Below are 21,998 nucleotides of genomic sequence, written 5' to 3'. Positions count from 1 at the left end.
AAAGTACCTATATGTTCTTATCTCCTATAGCATGGTGAAAAAATACATACGAAGTGCTTTGAACAAGATCAGGTATGGAGCTGACGCTCCGGCATTTGCAGAGCTGATCTATATCGACCCTATGCAGGTCAGCCATTACTCGTTTGCCTGGAAACAGCGAGACTCCGGTCGTATAGTTGGAGGAGATTGGGACCAAGAGGAGAATCTGACCTTGCTAGACTCTCGCTTCAAGTACAATGCCTGCATGGAGCGCTGGAAGCTGAACAAGACCTGGGCAGAAACCGGCATATATGAGTTTATGCTCGACTTCATTCTGCAGCGCAAAGCACCTGTCGACAAATGCAGTACGCTGGACGATATTCTGGCGAGGTATGAGCGACTGGACAAACTGTTTGAAGACACAAAGGTAGCGGGCAAACTGAAGACCCAACGTGAGCTCAACCCGCGCTGCTACAATGAAGAGGGTGGCATATTTATTCATATAGGAAGGCAAAACCAATTAATATTCGGCGGAGGAGGTATTCACAGACTGGCCATAGCCAAAGTATTACAGCTAAGCAGTATACCTGCCCAACTAGGTGTCATACATCCAGAGGCACTTACCAGCTGGAGGCTATACAAGCAGGATCCGACCACACATTTCACCCTTACTAAATGACAAACTTTAAGAAACAGGAAGAGGGAATAAACGACTCATTGGATTGGGGATTCTTCGCCTTTTCCTACATCCAACGAACCTGCCAGAACTGGTATGGCTTCCTATCAGAACTTCCTTCTATAACCACACAATCTATGCGATTCTCTTTGAACTCAATTTCCCGGATATTGAGATGCTACTCTTACATTTTCCACTGGAATGACACGACCTACAAACTTTTCTCGCCTTTAGGCCGCACTATAAAGAATGCGGAACTAAAAGGCAACCGAAAAGCCCTGAAGACCAACTTCTGGTCTGGCAATGTGATGCAGGTGAATTCATATCCGCTTAGTCTGGCGATGGTGAAAGGTTTACCCGTGCCTGTCTCCAACCTGGCCTTGGTAGAAGATTATATTTCTTCCAAGCTGGAGGAGGCATTGACATTGGAGCGGCACCAGTGCCACATGACCTACAAACTAATGAAGCTGCAAAAGCTTAGGAAACAGGGCTTGGATCTGCGATTGCTTGAGCAGTGTCATGATCTGTTGCGGCCCCTAAAGTTGCCGATTACCAGTGCACATGGTGACCTGCATATTGAGAACATCATTCTGGTCGATCAGCAGATCAACATAATTGACTGGTCTATGTATAATCGTAATGGTAGCTTCATCACCGATTACATCCATTTTCACAACTTTTCCGAAGCAATTAAGAACAATGAAAGTTGGACAGTTTCCATCCTCAGAGATCAGGAATATCTCTACACCCTGGCTGAAAGACTGGATACCGAACCCACCCTCCTCAGGATGATCTACACGCTCAATAGAATCTATGGTGAGGCCAGACAGTTTACCAAAACAACCTTGGTACCGGTTCAGCAGATAGAAAAATACAATGCTGTTTTATCTCACTTTGTCACTACTAGCAAGCAAAATGTTTAGCATCATCATACCGCTCTATAATAAAGAGGCCAGTGTTGCTGAAACGTTGAACACTGTGCTGGCTCAGACCTTTAAGGCTTTTGAAGTGATCGTAGTGGATGACGGCTCAACTGACAGGAGTCTTTCCATTGTACAGACTTTCACTGATACCAGAATAAAAGTATACACCAAGAAGAACGGGGGGGTATCCCATGCTCGCAATTATGGTATTGAAAGAGCAAACAACGAATACATCGCTTTTCTGGATGCAGATGACGCCTGGGACAGTAACTACCTCGAAGAGATGAGCAAACTCATCAAGCGATACCCTGAATGCGGCATGTACAATTGTGCCTACAGAGGCGTAAAAGGAGACAGAATCATTATTGAGAGTCCTAATATACCTGATGGAGTTATCCAGAATTATTTCAAAACCACGCTCACGCTAGACAACATGATCTCCTGGACTTCAGCCACGATCATTAAGAAGGAGGTCACAGCAGTTGCAGGCATGTTCCCTGTCGGCATGATCAGTGGAGAGGACTCGTTTATGTGGTGTAAGGTCGCTATGCACTATCCGGTAGCTTATACCCATAAGATCATGGCGACTTATAACATGATGATGAGTGGTGCCTACAGCAGAATTGCAAAGCCTGATTCGTGCAAAGAGTCCTGGTCGGACCTGTACAGTGACCATGACCCATACCTGAATAAGTTCATCGCCTATAAAGCCGTAGAAAACGGTTTGCGCCATGCCTGGGCCGGACAAAAGCGTAAGAGCATGCTTATCGAGCGTCAACTGAACTTTGCCAGGCGATTAAATGACCAATACTTCAACAAGCGATTCATACGCCTGTTCTTCCTGAATAGAACGCCTCAGTTTGCCGTGAACATCCTGCTTCTCTATAAGAAGCTGGTTACTATCCGGTTTTTTGGACCACGCTATTTTTCTATCTGATTATGATACTGATCGCACTGGGCATATTGCTGATACTAGTCTTTTTGGTGAACCAAAAGCTATTTCCTATTAGCCTGGCAGTATTTTTTCTTTTGTTTGATATGTTTGATGGCTTTTACAAAGACGATCAGATCTTTGCTGCGATCCGCTATTTCATCCCGCTTTCGCTTATGCTCGTCTATCTGTTCGCGCATGGCGGCCTTCGCAAATCAGACAGTATTTTTCTCATACTTATTGCATACCTGGGGTTACTCCTTATCTACATTCCGGGTGAAATCATTCTTTCCGCCAAAACAACGCTGGCAATCCTTATCGCCTTACTGATGATCCCAATCGGGAGAGAAATCGGTGAAAACAGAAATTTCTTGCAAGAGTTTGAAAAGTATAACCGGTACCTGCTTATCCTGATTCCGCTCTATATTATTTATGCGAACATTTTCAACGTTGGACGCTCCTATGCGGAGTCCTTTACAACAGGATTTCTAAGCACTTCTCGTATGTACATTGCTCCTATCCTGATTTTCTTGGGAGTACATTACATATTCACGAATAAGAACAGAGGGGCTATGATCAAGCTATTTGATATTGGCTTGATCCTGTTCAATATAGCGCTGCTGATCGTGATTACCAGACGAACTTCACTTGTCATGATAGTCGGAGCGCTGTTTGTCTATATGCTGCTGAACCGGCAGTTGATTTTTAAAATGGTGATTCTGGTGTTTTGCCTGGTTGCCGCACTCATTTTCAGCTATCCCCTTTACGAGGCAAAATTAGCAGCACAACTCGAAAAGCGAGAACGCATCCAGGACCTGGAAACCTACGAAGAAGAAGGCCGCTACCTGGAGACCCTCTTCATCATAGATTATCACGATAAGCGGGAGGACGCACTGGAACTCCTATTTGGAGTGAAGCTGTGGGACACGCATAGCTTCGGCATTAAGTACTTTGGCAGGGAACGACCGATACACAGCGACATCAATATGATATTTTACAGCACGGGTTTTTTCGGGCTACTGCTGTTCACCTTATTTTTTGTTCGCTATTTCCTGCTAGGCATTGGCCGCATCACACCCGAAAACCGGAAGGCCTATTATCCGCTCCTGGCCATGTTTGTCATGGTGCTCATTCCAGGGCGCTTTATTGGCACATTTACTTATGCTCCGCTGCTGATGCTACTGCTCTCCGCTATAAAGTATTACCGACCCGCGGATGAACCGGAAATTCAAGAAAAAGAAACAGTAGAGCAGGAGACACTGCTGGAACTTAACGCCTAAGCTCAGACGGGCAGAAATACTATACTGATTACTCAACCAGAAGGGTGATGGCCTATTATGCCAATGCTCTTTTTACCTCCTTACAATTTTATGAAAGTACTATTTGTATGCAGCGGCAATTCTAAAAATTTTGAGATAGCGCCCTTTATAAAGGCGCAGGGTGAGTCATTGCAAAAAGCTGGTATAAACGTAGAGTACTTCCCGATCCGGGGCAAAGGCCTGCGTGGTTACTTAAAAGCTGGTGGACAGTTACGGCAGCACCTGAAGCATAACCGCTACGATCTAATACACGCTCATTTCTCTCTTTCAGGATGGTCCGCTGTATTGGGTGCCGGTGACACACCTGTCATACTTTCGCTCATGGGAGATGACGCCCAGGGAGATTACATAGGTGTGAACAAGATCAGATTTAGCAGTCGGTTCTTTATTCTGTCTTCTATTCTGATCCAACCCTTCGTCAAAGCCATTATTTCCAAATCTGCAAATCTTGAAAAGTATGTGTACCAAAAGCACAAATCCTACATCATACCAAATGGTATAGATACCAGTACTTTCACATATAACCCCGACGGTTACCGGAGAGAGCTTGGATTAGATACTTCAAAAAAACTGGTCCTGTTTCTGGGAAGTCAGGAAAGAGTTGGCAAGAACTTTCCACTGGCACAACAAGCCGTGGAGCGACTCAACTTACCAAATGTTCAGTTGATCAACCCATTCCCTATTCCGCACGATGCTATACCTAAATACATGAATTCAGCAGACGTGCTGGTAGTGCCCTCATTTATGGAAGGCTCGCCTAACGTGATCAAAGAGGCAATGGCCTGTAACTGCCCCATTGTGGCTACTGATGTAGGAGATATAAAATGGGTGATGGGCGATACGGAAGGCTGCTTCCTGGCCTCCTTCGAAGTGGAGGACTTTGCAGAAAAAATTCGTCTGGCTCTTGAATTTTCGCAGAACAAAGGAAGAACAGCTGGCGCACAGCGCATTGAGGAATTAGGCCTTGACGCAGACACAATCGCCCAGAAGGTGATCAGTATTTATAGAAAACATGTGCCACTACCCAAAGCAGCATTAACCAACCCTACTCCTGCAATCAGCCGAAACATCAATACACAGGCTGTAACATCCACCCGATCCATTTGATAAAACGCCCTTGATATGAAGGTTCTAATCGACATAAACCACCCTGCCCACGTGCATTATTTCCGAAACTTCACGAAGATCATGGAAGGAAATGGCCATGCTGTACTGTTCGTTTCGAGAGACAAGGAAATGGCCCAGAAACTGTTGAACCTCTATCAAATTCCATTCATCAACAGAGGCAAAGGCAGGGATGGCAAAATCGGTAAATTCCTATACCTGCTCTATGCAGACTATAGGCTGCTGCAAATTGCGGCATCATTTAAGCCCGATGTATTTCTTAATTTTTTGCATCCGTACCCATCTCAGGTAGCTGCATTATTGGGTAAACCCTCTCTGGTATTCAGTGACACCGAGCACGCCACCCTGCATCACCAACTAACTGTTCCATTTGCCACCAGGGTATTCACACCGGCTTGCTATCGCACGGACCTGGGTGAAAAACAAGTGCGATTCAGGGGATACATGGAGTTGGCATACCTACACCCTGCCTACTTCACCCCTAACCCGGACATACTGGAATTACTTCAGGTTGCAGCGGGTGAGAAATATGTGATTGTGCGCTTTGTATCCTGGGCTGCCGCACATGACTTTGACCACACAGGTATGTCACTTGCCAACAAACGGAAAGCCGTTCAGGAGCTTTCGAAGCTGGCTCGGGTATTCATCACATCCGAAGGGGTGCTTCCGGAAGACCTGGAGCAGTACCGTATCTCCATACCTGTTGACAAGATGCATGACGCCATATATTACAGCAGCCTGCTATTTGGAGAGAGTGCCACCATGGCCTCTGAGGCAGCGGTTTTGGGTACCCCTTCCATTTTCATGGATAATGATGGCAGGGGCTATACAGATGAAGAGGAGAGCAGGTATGGCATTGTGTTCAACTTCAGCGAAAGCGAAGGTGATCAGCAAAGTGCCATCCGCAAGGCAGTTGAAATATTAAAGGACGAAACCAGTCAGCAAAAATTCAAACAGGTGCGCAATCAAATTGTAGCGGAGTGTATCGATACAACAGATTTTATGATTAACCAGGTACTTCGCTATAACCCGAACGTAGAGCCCGTTCCAGCCCAGAGCTTTGCAAACGTATCGCTCACCGAAAAATAAACAGCCTACGGTAGATAGGGCAATTACTGTACTAACAGGCAGTGGCCCGATCTACCGACTTCAATGATATAGTATCCCCTGACCTTGACCAGCTAGATCATGATTGAAGAAATCACCTACGAGAATGTAAAAATCGGCCAAAGCCAAAGTAGAGTTGAGTTATTGGCCGGTGAAGCAGTACTGCACCTAATTGAAGAAAGCACGTTTTTATCTGAATGGGAGTCGCTGTATAATTCCTGCCATTGGGCTACTGTCTTTCAATGTCCTGAATTTGTAGTCACCTGGTACAGTCTCTACCAAAAGTCCTACCTCCCTATCCTGATACAGGAGAGAACAGATGGTAAGCTGACCGGCTTGCTTACATTAGCGCTTCCAACCAAAAGATCAAACAGCAAAGTTTTCATTGTTGGGGCAGGTCATTACGAAGCCGACTACCAGACCTGGCTGGCCTCCGACAGCAATGGCAATACATTTATAAGCGCTGCTCTGAAAGCCTTGATGCGGAAGTACCCAACCAAAGAACTGATGCTGCGGCACCTTCCTCCAAACACGCCCACTGACTGGGCAAAATCAGAATCTCGTTGGCAAAGTTCATGCATCCTTTATCCGCTGACCAGGCCACTAATCGTCATGTCGGACTTTGCTGTGTCCAGGCGTGACAGGAAAAGGGTAAACCGCATGAAGCAGATTGGTGAGTTCAGTCAAATAACAGACGAAGCATCCTTCAGCGTTATGCTGGATGAGCTAGCAGTCTTTTATGATTTCCGGCAGGGTGCCATGTATAACAAAAACCCCTTCCGGGACGACCCGACAAACAAAGAGTTTCTTCTTACATTGTTCAGGCAAAACCTGCTCCATGTTACAGTACTAAAGGCTGGCAACGAAATAGTTGCCTCTGTGGCTGCCTTACTAAGCAAAAACAAAGCAAATCTCGGGGGCATTAATTTTCACTCGCCGCTTTTTGCCAGTTACTCCCCAGGGTATGTGCATTTTGTCATGCTTTCACAGCTTTTTGTTCACGAGGGCATTACTTCTTTTGACCTGACACCTGGAGGTGACCCTTACAAAAATCGCCTTGCTACCCAGCATGATCAGGTGCACATACTTGTCACGACTAATTCGAGATTCTACTTTCTAAAACGACAGTTAAGAAAACTTGTGTACCAACGCATGACACAAATGGGTATCCGGACACTGTCGTTTGAACTGAATGTAAAAAGACAGTTCTACTTTTTCAATGAGCGTGGCCTGGTACATGAGTTGAGCCGAAGAGTAAAAAAGCTGTGGACGAAGCAGCAGAATAAATTATTCAGAACAACACTTGACCTGAAAGATGCTGAAGTCAATCTGAAGATCAGTAAAAACAGTCTGAGTGACTTGCTCGATTACGAGATGCAAGGCAGCATGCGCACACGTTGGGAATTCCTGGAAGATGCCATGCGAAATTTAGAGCAGGGCGACCAAGTTTATACCGTTTCCGATCAAGGTAAGCTGCTTTGTAGCACCTGGTGTAGTCAAGCTGTAGCCAGTTCAGACGAGACTCAACCGACACTGCCAACAAGTAATCACATAAATCTACATGACTTCTATGTGCATCCCTTGGGTGTACCGTTACTTAAGTCATTTCTGACTTCAGTTATTACTGCTATCGACTCAAATTTAGATAAGGCTCAGGTATACCTGGCTATATCGGAACATGACAACCTGCTTTCAAAGACAGTGAGGCGTGCTGGATTTGAGTCTGTCAAGGACCCACGTCCTTAGCATTTCATCTAATTTATACTCCCGTTTGAGCTAAACGAGCTCAGCTTGCTACACACCTTATAACGCAACAAGATGATGGAAAATGTAATTAGCGCAATCGTTGCGCCTACTGTTACTGAACACCAAAACCAGGTAGAACTGCTGGTGGGTGATGCGGTATACAGCCTGCTCGACGATGCTGCTTTTAAAGATGCCTGGCATACCCTATACAGTTCCTGTACTTGGGCTACGGCATTTCAAAGTTGGGAATTTATTGCATCATGGTACCGTGTATTCAAAACAGAATACATCCCTGTGCTACTGAAATCGGAGCAGGAAGGTCGTCTAACAGGTCTACTGGCCATGGCCATACCCATTGGGGACAAACAAAGCGCCGAAACTAATCAGGGCAGTGTAAGAATAGTGGGGGCAGGTGAGTATGAAGCAGAGTATCATTGCTGGATCGCTGAGCCATCTAATAATGACAGTTTCATCACTACTTCACTTTCCATGCTACTACAGCGCTTTCCGAAAGCTAAGATTATGTTTCGCTTTATGCCACCAGGTGTACCATTGGCCTGGCATGACCAAAACCCAAAGTGGCGCAACCTCAGTGTGAAGCAAGCCTTCAAACGCCCTTTATTGGAGATAAAAAGCCCTATGGCTGAGAAAGCATTCCGCATCAACAATCAATACAAGACAAAGCTTAATCGCCTTAGAAAGTTAGGCACCGTAAAATTTGAAAGAATAACAGATCCTGAAATATTTGAAGCCGTGTTACCGGAGCTCACCTTACAATATGATTTCAGACAGGGAGGGCTTTTCAATAAAAACCAGTTTAGAGAAAAACCTCTAAAAGCTGAATTTATGAAGGAGCTGTTTCGAAATGGCATTCTTCATGTCACGCTGTTAAGTGTGGACGATGACATTATAGGCTCCATGGTAGCCGTAGCGGACAGAGGTTGGGTATACCTGCAAGGTATCAACACCCATTCCCCATTTTATGCCAAACACTCACCTGGCATCTTGCACTTTCTAAATCTGGGTCAGCTGCTAGCAAGGGAAGGAGTGGACGTATTTGACCTCACCCCAGGCGGTGACACCTACAAAGAGAAGTTGGCCACCAGCCATGATCAGGTATTTGGACTGCTCATAACCGGCATCAAAGGATTCAGACTCAAAAGGCTGATCAAAAGAGAACTGCAGGATTACCTTGTCAGGACAGGCAGACGCCCCATGACCGTAGAGCTACAAATAAAGAAACAGCTATACCTACTCAAGAACCGAATCAGATTAGCTAAAAAAACTGGTTATGCTAAAGTGATAACTCAGCTTATTGCCAACAATAAGCAAAGCTCCGCGGCTCAGCTCTACATGAAAAAAGTAGAAGCTGACTTCCCACTACCAGTCATGAGTATTCAGAAGAACAGCCTGAATGATATACTGGACTTCGAGAAAGATACGGAACTCACCCGCTGGGAATTTTTGGAGAACACGATGCGACTTTTTGAGACAGGTAACCAGTCTTATACCTGGACTGAAGGTGGTCGCCTTATGGCTTGCGCCTGGTATGGCCAGTCAGATATGGTAGCGCCAGACCTGACGAATATACCTGCCTTGATGCACTTTTACTGTCACCCAGAAGCTACGGATAAGTTTGCTCTTTTTCTGGATCATGTAGCCGCTTTTATTGCCAGAGAGACCCTTGAGACCAATCTGTATGCGGTTCACGAACCGGATAGCAAACTGCTTATTGGAGCGGGGTTTCAATACGTCCAATAACCTGATATTTCATTCATCATTTCGCCTAAAATCCACTAAAATCTTAACCTAAAAACTTCTTAGTATGAAAGGCTCTTATACCAACAAAGAAAGTAACGTATTATACCCAGGAGTAGAAGATAAGATTGAGATAAGTGCGGGAGAAGAGGCCCTGAAAATACTTTCAGATGAAAAATTTCAGGCTGAGTGGGAAACACTCTACCAGACATGTTACTGGGCAACGGTGTTTCAAGGCCCTACTTACACCAATACCTGGTATAAGCTTTACAAAAAGCAATACATACCCATTCTCATCACCTCATACAATGGGGACAAGCTTACAGGTATATTGAACCTGTGTATGAGTCTCCAAAAACTTGAAATAACAGGTACGGGCGCAAGCGACGCCTACTACCACACTTGGTTAGCAGAAGAGTACAACAAAGAGTCATTCATTAAATCGGCACTCCATAAAGCAAAGCAGCATTTTCCTGGTTATGTCATTCGTTTGTTTCAGCTCCCTCAACATACGCCTCTTAACTGGCTTGAAACAGATAAACACTGGAAGTCACTGACTGTATTGAAATCGTATGAACGCCCACTGGTGGACCTGACGCACCCTGAATTACCAAAACTCTATACCAAGAAACAGTTTAAGGAAAACCGGAACCGTCTAAAACGACTGGGGAAAGTCACCTTCGAGCATATCACCAGTATAGATCAACTGTCAGACATGTTTGACGAGATGATGGACCAGTTTGATTTCAGGAAAGGTGCAACGCTCAACACACTGCCATTCAGATCAGACCCTCATAAAAAAGACTTTTTGATGGAGCTTTTCAGGTTGAAAATGCTTCATGTGGCAGTACTCAAGATGAATGACCAGATGGTAGGGTCACTTATCGCTACTATAGGTAAAGATAAATGGGTGCATGGAGTAGGAATCAATACCCACGCCCCTACTTTCGCCGCTTACTCACCTGGGTTTACAAGCTTCATCATGTTAACAGAGCAACTAGCCGGTGCTGGCTATAAGATGCTGGACCTATCGACCGGGGATCAGGCATACAAACAGCGGATGGCCAATTCATATGATCAGGTCTATGGACTCATTATCCGAGCCAAAGCAAAATCGATACTAAGACTTTCTCCCTCTGTTAAGAAGCTAGTCATTGAAAACATATCAAAAGTTGGGATTGATTATAAAGCAACCAGAGCTAAACTCAGAAAACAGAAAAAGCTATTGAAAGCAAAATGGCATCTTTTCAAAGAGCAAGGCATTACAAGCTGGCTGAAACAAGCATTAAAAATTTCGCCAACCCGAAAAAAAGAAAAATTATATAAAATAAACACAGATAAAGGCAAAATCATTTTAAAAGATACGTATGTATGTATAAGCAGAAACAGCATAAAGGATATTCTTAAATTCAGTGCGGGGCAGTCGCTAAGAACACGATGGGAATTTCTGTCAGAAGCCATGTGCAGACTCGAATTTGGGGAACAGGCCTATACCTATACAGATAATAATATACTGCAAGCCTGTGTCTGGCTTAGCAGTAACGCTAAAAAGAAAAGCCCCTATGCTGCCAGACTCGAATATTCGTCAGATATCGCGGTGCTGGATGGACTTTACTTTCGGCCAGGGTTTGAGAATAAACTGCCTCAATTCTTGGAATCAGTTTCTGCTGAGGTTTTAAGCAATCAGGCTGATGTACCGCTATACCTGATCGGCAGTCCCGCTGTAGCAAGAGCTTGCGGCATGAAAATAAGTACCGCAACACTGGAACTGCAGCATGCTAACTACGCTACGGCTTAGTCAATATAAGTAACTAAAACTCTTAGACGCCTATGAATACACTGCTACAGAAAGTCACAAACCAGCAAAAAGATGTTGTAGAAATACTGACAGGAAAAGAAGCTTTGGCATTGCTTGCAGAGCCTGGATTCCAGATGCAGTGGGACACACTCTACACCTCCTGTACTTGGTCAACTGTCTTTCAGAGCAGAGCATTTGTGTATACCTGGTACCAGACTTACTTGGCCGTTTACTTGCCTATCGTAGCAGTGGCTTATCAAGGAGAACAGCTTACCGGACTTATGACGCTGGCACAGGATGACAGTGGTCAACTGGTAGGAGCCGGAGCCAGCCAGGCAGAGTATCAGGTGTGGCTCGCGAGTGAGCAGCATAGTACAAACTTTATAAAAGAGACGCTGGCCGAGCTGCTCGAGCGATACCCACAGTCAGAGATCAGTATCAAATTCGCTCCTGCCAACACGCCCTTGCAATGGCTTGACACAGAACTCGAATGGCAAAAGATATGCCTTAAGAGAGTAGCCAAACAGCCTCTTTTAAACCTTAATAAAGAAAATCTTTCACAAGAGCTTCGGAAAAAGAACAGGCGGGAGAAACTCAACCGACTGAAACGACAGGGTGAACTTACATTCGTCAGCATGACCGATGCACAAGAGTTCGCCTCTGTACTGGATGAGCTCGCCGTACAGAGTGATTTTAGAAAAGGGGCTATGTACAACAAATGCGCCTTTCAGGATGACAGCTACCGAAAAGAGTTTTTGAAAGAGTTGTTTAAGGAAGGGCTCCTGCATGTTACGCTCCTAAAACTAGACAATACCATTATAGCCTCTAATGTTGGGGTAACCGGGCAAAACTGGGTACATCTGCAGGGCATTAATACCCATTCTCCTATACAGGCCAAGCACTCTCCAGGCATACTGCACTTTTTGATGCTCGGCGTTATGCTGGCAGAGCAAGGTATAGAAGTCTTTGATTTGACGCCGGGCAATGATCCGTATAAAGAGAGTCTTGCAACAGACTTTACTTACGCAACCGAGTTGGTTTTTGGCAGTAAGGCCAACATCCTAAACAGGAAGCTAAAGTACAACCTGACCGAATATCTTAAAGATGCTTTACCCAAACTAGGTATAGAACACCGTCAGATCAAACAATTCAGCCATCAGGCAGACGTACTCAAAGAAAAAGTCAAGCTTGTAAACAGACGTAATCTTCCGCTCTTATTCCGGAATCTCACTCATGTAATTGGAAAACAGGATAGCCTCCAAACCTTCCATATCCAGCATACAGCGGGGCAGCAGCATACAGTGTCAGTGAATAAGGACGAACTGCAGGACTTGCTCTGCTATACTCCCACTACAAACCTTACATCGAAATGGGAATTCCTGTCCGATGCGATGCGCAGACTGGAGTCGGGACAGCACGTGTATACCTGGCAAGAGAATGGTCACTTACTAGCTTATGCCTGGCTCAGTGAACCTAAAGCCACCAGACCGGCATCTCTAGATGCACTGGAACTACCAGAAAAAGTAAATGTTCTGCACAGCTTTTTCTGTCCTTTTTTAGACGAAACCCAAATAACAGCTTTCACCAAAGCCATTGTGGCCAGCCAGGCAAATGCTAACGGTCTGCCACTTTTTGCCACTGTTCATACAACTGACAAAGCGGTGTGTAAGGCTTTGGAATCATTGCATACTTCTTACCTCGCCCCGAGCAATAAATAGAATAAAGTTTCCAACAACAAACCCTTAAATGATATGTGTGGAATAGCTGGTATTATCAATTTCAATCAGGAAACACCCAAGGAATCTGCATTACGTGGCATGATGCAACAAATGAAACACAGAGGCCCTGATGATAATGGTATATTTATAGAAGATGAAGTCGGTCTTGGATTTGTACGGCTCAGTATCATTGACCTCTCCCCTGACGGTCACCAACCCATGGTATCTGCTGACGGCCGTTTTGTGCTCGAGTTCAACGGAGAAATCTTCAATTATGTGGAATTGCGGGAGGAGCTGCAGCAGCTGGGCGTAGTATTCAAAACAAAAACGGATACAGAAGTTTTGCTGAACGCCTACATACACTGGGGTGAGGACTGCATGCATCACTTCAATGGTATGTGGGCCTTTGCAATTTACGACCGCTTAACCAAGACAGTGTTCGCCTCGCGTGACAGGTATGGCATCAAGCCTTTTTACTACATTCACACGGCCGACTATTTTGCTTTCTGCTCTGAGATCCCACCTCTGCTGGGTCTGCTAAACGGGAAACCGACACCAAACTACCAAAGTATTTTTGACTACCTGGCCTTTAATAGAACAGATCAGTCTGAGGCGACATTCTTCAAAGAAGTTAAGAAACTACAGCATGGCATGCAGCTGAGTGTGCATGGCAAAAACGTAAAGATCAAACGCTGGTATGACTTGAGAGAGCGTGTGGCAAAATCAGAAAAATTTGAGAGCCCAGAAGAATATAAGGAGTTGTTTACATCAGCGGTCGGTCTGCGACTCAGGAGTGATGTGCCTATAGGTGTGTGCTTAAGTGGTGGTCTTGACTCATCCAGTATCACTTCTATCCTACTCAAGACCTATCATAAACAGGATCTCAACACATTCTCAGCTGTTTACCAGCAAGGTCAAACGGGTGATGAAAGGCGGTTTATAGATGAGTACAAACCGTTGCTCAACAATATGCATTACATCTATCCGAATGCTGAAACATTGGAGAATGACCTGATGCAATTCATCAAGACACATGCAGAGCCTATACCTTCCACTTCACCTTATGCTCAATTTAAAGTGATGGAATTGGCGAAGGACAATGTTGTGGTAACACTTGACGGACAGGGCGCTGACGAAGAACTGGCAGGCTATCATTACTTCTTTGGTTTTTACTTTAAAGACCTGCTTCGCTCTGGTCGTATTGGGAAGCTTGCCAGTGAAATGATGCATTACCTGAAGAACCACCGCAGTTTGTATGGTCTTAAGTCGTTTGTATATTTTTTGCTGCCAGAGGGTATGCGAACAAAAGTCAGAGTTGGGGAAAAAGGGTATCTGCAAGAGGATTTTGTAACGAAATACAGCGAATCCAATGGCATAGCCGGCAATCTGTACGGTTCCAATTCGCTTAAAGACGCCCTGTTGGATCATTTTGAAAATAAACTGGAACACCTGCTTAAGTGGGAAGACCTCAACTCTATGCATTTCTCTCTCGAAGCCAGAGTGCCGTTTCTGGACTATCGCCTGGTAGAGAAAACCCTGGCCAGTTCAGATAATTGGGCTATACGACATGGCATCACCAAATTTATACTCCGGGAAGCCATGAAGGGTGTACTTCCGGAGAAGATCAGGATGCGGCAGGATAAGATCGGCTTCGGCACACCGCAGGATGAATGGTTCAGAGAACCTGCCTGGCAAAATATTGTCGAAGGGATCTTGACCAGTGACTCTTTCAGAAACCGCAACCTCATCAACCCGGGGGTAGCCATGCAAAAGTACAAGGAGCACCTTTCGGGCAAAACAAATATTGCAAAAGAGATCTGGAAATGGATACACCTGGAGCTTTGGTTCAGAACATTCATCGACCAGAACATTCAGGAGAATGCGCCACTCCCGGAGGGCATACTGGAAGAGCGTACCACCCCATTGCCTGCATAGCAATAGATATAGGGTATCTTATACCTTCATAAACTATGGCCGTTAATCAACTCAAAGCAGGTGCTCTACTGTCGTATGCCTCCATTGGTATAAACAATGCTGTAGGTCTGCTTTTCACACCTTTTATGTTGCGGATGCTTGGTAAGTCCGAGTTTGGACTCTACTCACTAGTAGCTTCCGTTGTCGCTTACCTTACTGTGCTCGACCTGGGCTTAGGGAATGCTGTTGTGCGCTATACTGCAAAATACAGAGCCCAGAACATGCAACAGGAGCAGTACTCCTTGTTCGGTATGTTTCTGACGCTGTACTGTGGCATAAGTTTACTGGTCATTATGGCTGGCACGGTACTGTACTACAACGTAGAGGCCCTGTTCGGAAATTCGCTATCAGCTGCAGAGCTTGATAAAGCGCGTATTATGGTAGTACTGCTGATATTCAATCTTGCCGCCACATTCCCTCTCAGCATTTTCGGCTCTATCATTGTAGCTTACGAAAATTATGTGTTCCAGAAGTTAATCAACATAGTACGGGTGCTGCTTAGCCCCTGCATGATGATCCCTTTACTTCTGCTGGGTTACAAATCCATAGGTATAGTTTTGGTCATTACGCTGCTGAACATCCTCACTTTGCTGGTAAACAGTTGGTATTGCTTCACGAAACTAAAAATCAAACTCCACTTCAGAAGAATGGAATGGGGCGTGCTGAAAGAAATCTCCACTTACTCGTTCTTTATCTTTCTTGGGGTGGTAGTCGATAAGATTTACTGGGGCACCGGACAGTTTGTGCTTGGTGTTGTTGCAGGGACCGCAGTGGTAGCGGTGTATGCCATTGCCGTGCAGCTGCAGATGTACTACATGACACTCTCAACTGCCATTTCAGGTGTGTTTTTGCCTAAAGTAACAGCCATGATTGCTCGAAACACTACTGACAAAGAAGTATCAGACCTTTTCATACGGACTGGTAGGATACAATTTATTGTGATGGCTTTTGTGCTAACTGTTTTTATTCTGTTTGGGAAATCCTTTATTATACTATGGGCTGGGGCCGACTATGCGGATGCTTATCTGATAGCTGTTCTGCTAATGATACCCCTCACTGTACCTTTAATTCAAAATCTAGGCATATCCATTCTACAGGCACGCAATCAGCATAAGTTTCGGTCTCTGGTTTACATTTTGGTGGCTACCACGAGTCTGTTTATCAGTATACCTTTGGCCAAGGTATATGGTGGCATAGGTTGTGCTATTGGAACCTCCTTTTCCCTGATCGTGGGAAATATTATCATTATGAATATTTATTATTACAAGCGTGTAAACATAGATATTCCCCGCTTCTGGAAAGAGATAGGCTCGATGTCACTCCCAATTTTGGCTGTGGTTGCTGTAGGAATTGTTCTAAATAATGTCAACAATGATAACTCGTTTTTGTCTTTATTTATTAAGATCCTTGTATTCAGTATCCTCTATGCGAATGCAATCTGGTGGGTAGGGTTAAACAATTACGAACGAGATCTTCTTTTAGTCCCAGCCAGAAAGGTGCTCTTAAAAGCAAAACTTTACTACAATGGATTACATTAATTAAACTCCCATATAACATAAAGCAATCAGGATGACAATGCACTATTATAAGATTTATAGAATAATACTTACATATGTTTAACTCCGTTTCAAAAAGAAGAAAGTTAAAGGATCCCTAATTCCCCCAAAACGGTTTGTGGAAGGGAATATTTCGTATCCCAGCAAACTTGTACAAACGATCAGGCTACGAGTTCGGGCAAAAAGCCTGGAACTATGGCAGCAACACCCTCACGCTGTAAGTTTTGACTCCAAGCTGAAGAAAGACTTACTAATCCTGAAAATAGTATCCAAGATAAATCAGAAAGTTCGCAAATACTTATCTTAAAAATGGTGGAACAGAAACACAACAAGAAAGTAGGTATTTTAACCCAGCCCCTACATAATAATTATGGGGGATTGCTTCAAGCCTACGCATTACAGAAAACCATAAGCAGCTTTGGCCATGATGTCTGGATAATTAACAGAAAACATAACCAAAGGGGACTTTTTAAAATATTCAAATCTTTTGCAAAGGTGTTTTTTCATGGGTATGTACTTAACAAAAAGGATTATATCATACGCCACCCTAGTGATCAGGAACAACAGAAGATAAGTAAACACACAACTTACTTTAAAAATAAATACATCTCTCCCATTACGCCACTAATTGACACAAACAATGGGATGCACTCTCTACTAAAAGAGAAATTTGATGTGTATGTTGTAGGAAGCGATCAGGTATGGAGACCCAAATACTCACCAAATATCAGGAACTTCTTCCTGGACTTTCTGGAAAACAAGCAGAAGATTAAAAGAATTGCTTATGCTGCATCATTTGGAGTTTCAGAGTGGGAATTCACGAAACAGGATACAGACCGTTGCTCAAGCTTAGTCAGAAAATTTGACGCCGTTTCGGTGAGAGAACAATCGGGTATAAGGCTTTGTCATGAATATCTGGGTGTCAATGCAATACAAGTTTTGGATCCCACCCTATTGCTGGAGCCACACGAATACTCGACTTTAATTCAAGGTGAAAATGAGCCCCCTTTGGAAGGCACTCTGATGACTTATGTACTTGATAAGAATGCAAAAAAGGAACAGTTTATAAAGAGTGTTGCCCAAGAGCTGAATTTAAAGCTCTTAAGCGAGCTAGAAACTAAACCCTTAACAGTGGGCAATAGAAATGAAATACAAAGTTGCATTTATCCTTCTGTAACAAAATGGCTTAAAGGCATCAGAGATGCAGAATTTGTTATAACAGACTCCTTTCATGGCTGTGCCCTATCTATTTTATTTAACAAGCCTTTTATAGCAATTGGAAATACAAGAAGAGGTCTTACGCGCTTTGAGTCGCTACTACAGTTATTTGGGTTAGAGGAGCGGCTGGTTACAGACATTGACCTTGTAAACAGGAATATCATTTTCGAAGAAATCGACTGGGATAAAGTCAATGATATTTTGGCTGAAGAAAGAGCGAAGTCATTCAAATTCTTACAAGATGAGTTAGCACTTAGTTCATGTGCCTCCCTTGAACCACTTGGAACGATACAATGATCATAAAAAGCCTAATCGGGACTTCATCAGCAAAAAAAAGCCGGCTTCACGAAGCTGGCTTTTTCTTTTATGTGAACTTATACCTAAGCAGGAGAAGCCACCCTAGGATGGTGCTCCTCATGGTATCTTACTTCAGGTATAGCAGCTTCCCTTCGGATAAAGATTGGGAGCCGGAACTTCATCATCAATGGCTTCCAGACTCCGGTCATACGGCAAATGTTTTCCGCCAGGGAAGCTCCTTCTAACAGCCCAAATCGAGGCAAACAGTAGGTATTGTTTAGTTCATTGACGGTAATCTGTCGGGGCTCACTTGTGAAGGCCAGTTTGTAGTTAAGATCAATAAGAGCTCGCATTTCCCGCTCCCCAAAATCCCCATTCGGGTAAGCAAAGTAATTTACTTCTTTTCCTGTCCAGGCCTCTAGCTTTTGCTTTGAGATCTCGAGCTCATTATAGAGTTGCTCTCTTCTACAATTAACCAGAATCGGGTGTGTATGGGTATGTGCTCCTATCGTCACATACTTCGACTTGGATATCTGCTTGATCTGCTCGATCGTCATGGCATCCCGCTCCATTGCTGTCTGGCGTTTAATCTCATTGATCAGCGCAGCCCGTTTATCATTCATAATAAGTTTCAAGGAGGACTTGTCAGGCACTGTGATGTTAAGCTCTTTTGCTTTCTCAAGATAGGACCACCAGTAAGCGCCCTCTTCAACGGCCTCTGTCGATACAAAAATGGTCACAGGAACCTGGTATTTTTCTGCCACGGCTACCAGGTTTGATTCATTTCCCCTCCATCCATCGTCTGCAGTCATCAGTACAGCACCTTTTGGTAAGGGCAAATCTTTCTGAATGATATTATCTAAATCTTCAGGGCTTATAAGCGTGAAACCATTCTTTTTGAGCCATTTTATACAAGCTTCAAATTCTTTTTTTGATGGATCGTGAAAGTACATGGATAAAATGTGATCACCTCTCATCGCTCTCTTTTTGGCTCTCCTTACGAAGCCGCAAACAATTAGAAGATTTGCCAACAGCCATGTAAATACGTTTCTGATGCTTAGTTCCATGGGAAATACCTTTTGGTTTTAGTAGTCTAGAGTAGTTATGCTAATTATGCGGCTAGTAAATTCTAAATGTGATCAGTAGCATTACACAGCTAATGCTGATATTGGAGTTTATGTTGATCTATAAGTCAGATTTGAATTTCACCTTCATATCGGTGCGAAGCATATCATCATAAGTTGCCAGCTCGTTTCCTACCCTTATGTCATCAAAATAAATGACCCTCCTATCGGATGCTGTCTTGTTCTGGTTCCATTTCGCTTTATAGACTCCTATCTTCCAATAAGGCATCTTTTTGTCTCTGAAATGATTGCGCCCTTTATAGTTTACAAGTTTCTGTTCGTTGTGCCAGACCTCAATTAATGCATCCTGGTCTGCTGAGTGGATGATATGGAATACAAACTGATGCCAAACATCCTTCGTTAGCGGGGCCAGTTCTATGATTTTCCATTTATCATCTTTGGTGTTGTGTAACACTCTAAGATAAAAAGTATTGTCGACGGTTCTGAGCGAAATGGGGGGGCTCCCTTCCTGGTGCCATTGACTAATTAATTCATTGGCAGAGTCCGGAGCATAACCTTCCGCTGGAATATACACAGCAAAACTATACCATTTCTCTTTCTGCGTTATCCTGTCTATTACGAAAAGCTCAGAGCGCTTTCCTCGGTGAATCATTGGATCTGAGGCACGAAGCTCAAATCGAGCAGCCTTGCCTCCCTCGTATACCGGGCTGTTTACTATACTGAAGCCATGTGCTGTACTGGTCTGTAAATTAACTGTCGCTGCGAGCGGATTGTCCCCTTCAAATGTCTCTTCAAAGATGAGGTGTTCATTCAGGGGTTTCTGCTTGATGCTGTCAAAGCGTGTCGCAGTCCACCCGAGTACGCAAACACAAGCAATAATCGCAACCACGTTTCCCTTCATCATATTCCTGTTTCGCCTCCGTACTTTAGCCTAAGCCCTCATGGTGTCAGTAAGCACTTTTATGTGTCTTGTTACCGAATATGGTCTTGTAAATGATCTTAATATCGAGCCACAATGACCACTTTTCCATATACCAGAGATCGTGCATCGTTCTTTGCTTGCGCTGTTCGTCGGTTTCGGTAGGGCCTCTCCATCCGTTTACCTGTGCCCACCCCGTGATGCCGGGCTTAAAGTAGTGCCGGATCATATACTTGTCCACGCTTTCCTGCAGTTTCTGGTTCAGGAAGCTTCGGTGAGGTCGTGGTCCCACAACACTCATATCCCCTAACAGCACGTTCATAAACTGAGGCAACTCATCAAGGCTGTACTTTCTAATGATCTTACCAAGCTTGGTTATCCTCGGATCATCCTTCAGGGTTGACATCGTACCTCCTGTCACAGCGTCATTCTCACACATACTTCTGAACTTAAATACTTTGAAAGGTCTTCCGCCTTTGCCAATCCTAACCGGACAATAAAACACAGGACCAGGTGAATCCAGTTTGATCAGAATAGCCAGTGCTACGAACAGAGGAGACAGCGCAAGAAGTGCTAAGACAGAGAAAATTTTATCGAAAGTATTTTTTAAGAAGAATGCATAGGTTTCATCCAGGGGAAGTTGTCGGACGTTAATCGCATCCAGTTGGCCATAGCGGGTCATTTTGTAATTGTCCCCAAAAAGGCCTCGATAGTCAGGTATATATTTCACGCGCACCCCATGATAATCGGCCGCAGTGATGATACTTTTAACTTTTTTCGAAACTTTAACTGGTATCGCAATGACGATTTCATCCACTGGATTATTTCGCAGATACTCATTTATATGATCCAGATCACCTACTACCCTATCCTGTGAAACAACACACTCCTCCTTCCTGCAATTGATGAAGCCCTTCAGTTTGACATGTGACCCATTGTGTGCTTGCATGTGTCTCTCAACATTACCTGCCAGATCACCCACACCTGCTACTAAGGTATACCTAGGATGGCCATTGCTACTCCGCAGATGTTCAATTGTGTTCACTATCAAAAAGTTAATAGGTATACCGATGATTGGAAAACCGAGCACAATGCCTGCTACAACATTCTTCGTTTCAACTGAAAAAGGCAGAAAGGTATAGAAGGCGGTTACAAAACCGATTAGCAATAAGTAGATCTTTATGTAATTAACTACCCGCAAATTAATTCTGTTATAAAGCTGAGACTCCTGTAACCGTATCCAGTAACTGATAAGCGTCCAGGTTAAGATCGTGCCAATTAGTACTATCCAAGCTGTCTGCTGATATTCCTTATCATTAATAAAGTAGAATGCGATGCACGAGATAAGAACAATAGTAAGCATATCCCCTCCAAGGTAGAGTATAGGAAGTCTTTGTTTCGATTTAATCATAACTTTAAACTAAAATCAATTGAGCAACATAAACGCAGAATGATTTCTCCATAATAACTCGGGTAGACTATGTCGCGATGCTTTTGATCTCAAATAGAGTCTGGGGTCGGTCACTTTGTAAAGTGTAGGCTCCCCGTCGACCGATTTATCTGCATCCGCCAGTTATAAGATATTATGTAGCCTTATTATGTCTTATTCGCTTTACATTAGATAAAAAGCCTAGATTGAGGTGTTTGTAATGTGCATGGGTATAGTTATTTTTCATAGACGTATTAGTGTAAAAGTTCAAACAATAATAACCCTCAGAAAATCAATCAGTAAGAATTATCGGCTTTCTCTATGTATATAAGTAATTTTAGAAAAATTGTTACAGCACGAATAAATTTATTGAGACAGTATTTATATGAATTCTATATTTTGTATACTTAATTTTATAAGAATGGGTGCTAACTTTTCGT

Annotated in this window: 16 protein-coding genes; 13 read left to right on the top strand and 3 right to left on the bottom strand. The window is 43.8% G+C overall.

What is annotated here, in order from left to right; all coding sequences use genetic code 11:
* Positions 1-31 precede the first annotated feature (31 nt).
* The 13 genes from AC5FX6_RS00950 (at position 32) to AC5FX6_RS00890 (ending at position 18,125) form a co-directional block, all read left to right on the top strand.
* A complete protein-coding gene (locus AC5FX6_RS00950; protein WP_493595155.1) occupies positions 32-658 on the top strand; it encodes a hypothetical protein in 627 nt (208 codons plus the stop codon).
* The gene (locus AC5FX6_RS00945) at positions 655-1,578 is read left to right on the top strand and encodes a BUD32 family EKC/KEOPS complex subunit (protein ID WP_493595154.1); all 924 of its coding nucleotides are present in this window, start codon (positions 655-657) and stop codon (positions 1,576-1,578) included. The genes AC5FX6_RS00950 and AC5FX6_RS00945 overlap by 4 nt, the downstream gene beginning before the upstream one ends.
* On the top strand, positions 1,571-2,515 hold the full coding sequence (locus AC5FX6_RS00940; protein ID WP_493595153.1) for a glycosyltransferase family 2 protein: 945 nt from the start codon (positions 1,571-1,573) through the stop codon (positions 2,513-2,515). Before AC5FX6_RS00945 ends, AC5FX6_RS00940 begins: the two co-directional genes overlap by 8 nt.
* A 2-nt stretch (positions 2,516-2,517) precedes the next feature.
* Positions 2,518-3,789: a hypothetical protein gene (locus AC5FX6_RS00935; RefSeq protein ID WP_493595152.1), complete on the top strand. Its 1,272-nt coding sequence runs from the start codon at positions 2,518-2,520 to the stop codon at positions 3,787-3,789.
* Between the two features lie 90 nt (positions 3,790-3,879).
* Positions 3,880-4,935 (top strand): glycosyltransferase, encoded by a 1,056-nt coding sequence (locus AC5FX6_RS00930; RefSeq protein ID WP_493595151.1) that lies wholly within the window; start codon positions 3,880-3,882, stop codon positions 4,933-4,935.
* A 15-nt stretch (positions 4,936-4,950) separates the two neighbouring features.
* Positions 4,951-6,042, top strand: coding sequence for a DUF354 domain-containing protein (locus AC5FX6_RS00925; protein ID WP_493595150.1), 1,092 nt, complete (start codon positions 4,951-4,953; stop codon positions 6,040-6,042).
* A 99-nt stretch (positions 6,043-6,141) separates the two neighbouring features.
* Positions 6,142-7,806 (top strand): GNAT family N-acetyltransferase, encoded by a 1,665-nt coding sequence (locus tag AC5FX6_RS00920; RefSeq protein WP_493595149.1) that lies wholly within the window; start codon positions 6,142-6,144, stop codon positions 7,804-7,806.
* Between the two features lie 72 nt (positions 7,807-7,878).
* Positions 7,879-9,567, top strand: a complete 1,689-nt coding sequence (locus AC5FX6_RS00915; protein WP_493595148.1) for a GNAT family N-acetyltransferase — start codon at positions 7,879-7,881, stop codon at positions 9,565-9,567.
* A gap of 64 nt (positions 9,568-9,631) precedes the next feature.
* Positions 9,632-11,362, top strand: coding sequence for a GNAT family N-acetyltransferase (locus tag AC5FX6_RS00910; RefSeq protein ID WP_493595147.1), 1,731 nt, complete (start codon positions 9,632-9,634; stop codon positions 11,360-11,362).
* 32 nt (positions 11,363-11,394) lie between these two features.
* The gene (locus tag AC5FX6_RS00905) at positions 11,395-13,080 is read left to right on the top strand and encodes a GNAT family N-acetyltransferase (RefSeq protein WP_493595146.1); all 1,686 of its coding nucleotides are present in this window, start codon (positions 11,395-11,397) and stop codon (positions 13,078-13,080) included.
* Positions 13,081-13,113: 33 nt separating this feature from the next.
* Entirely contained in the window at positions 13,114-15,015 is a 1,902-nt protein-coding gene (gene asnB / locus AC5FX6_RS00900; RefSeq protein WP_493595145.1) for an asparagine synthase (glutamine-hydrolyzing), read from the top strand.
* Positions 15,016-15,050: 35 nt separating this feature from the next.
* Positions 15,051-16,592 carry a lipopolysaccharide biosynthesis protein gene (locus tag AC5FX6_RS00895; protein WP_493595144.1) on the top strand — a complete coding sequence of 514 codons (1,542 nt, stop codon included), beginning with the start codon at positions 15,051-15,053 and terminating at the stop codon, positions 16,590-16,592.
* 327 nt (positions 16,593-16,919) lie between these two features.
* Positions 16,920-18,125, top strand: a complete 1,206-nt coding sequence (locus tag AC5FX6_RS00890) for a polysaccharide pyruvyl transferase family protein (RefSeq protein WP_493595143.1) — start codon at positions 16,920-16,922, stop codon at positions 18,123-18,125.
* An 83-nt stretch (positions 18,126-18,208) separates the two neighbouring features.
* Here AC5FX6_RS00890 and AC5FX6_RS00885 read toward each other — a convergent pair whose 3' ends face one another.
* From AC5FX6_RS00885 to AC5FX6_RS00875, 3 genes are all read right to left on the bottom strand, one after another.
* Positions 18,209-19,078, bottom strand: coding sequence for a polysaccharide deacetylase family protein (locus AC5FX6_RS00885; RefSeq protein WP_493595142.1), 870 nt, complete (start codon positions 19,076-19,078; stop codon positions 18,209-18,211).
* A 232-nt stretch (positions 19,079-19,310) separates the two neighbouring features.
* Positions 19,311-20,114 carry a polysaccharide lyase family 20 protein gene (locus AC5FX6_RS00880; RefSeq protein WP_493595141.1) on the bottom strand — a complete coding sequence of 268 codons (804 nt, stop codon included), beginning with the start codon at positions 20,112-20,114 and terminating at the stop codon, positions 19,311-19,313.
* A 43-nt stretch (positions 20,115-20,157) separates the two neighbouring features.
* The gene (locus AC5FX6_RS00875) at positions 20,158-21,492 is read right to left on the bottom strand and encodes an undecaprenyl-phosphate glucose phosphotransferase (protein ID WP_493595140.1); all 1,335 of its coding nucleotides are present in this window, start codon (positions 21,490-21,492) and stop codon (positions 20,158-20,160) included.
* Positions 21,493-21,998 lie beyond the last annotated feature (506 nt).

Source organism: Pontibacter sp. LHS2 (assembly GCF_058932845.1).
Note: the sequence above shows the minus strand (reverse complement) of the source record. Positions and strands in the feature narration are given on the sequence as shown.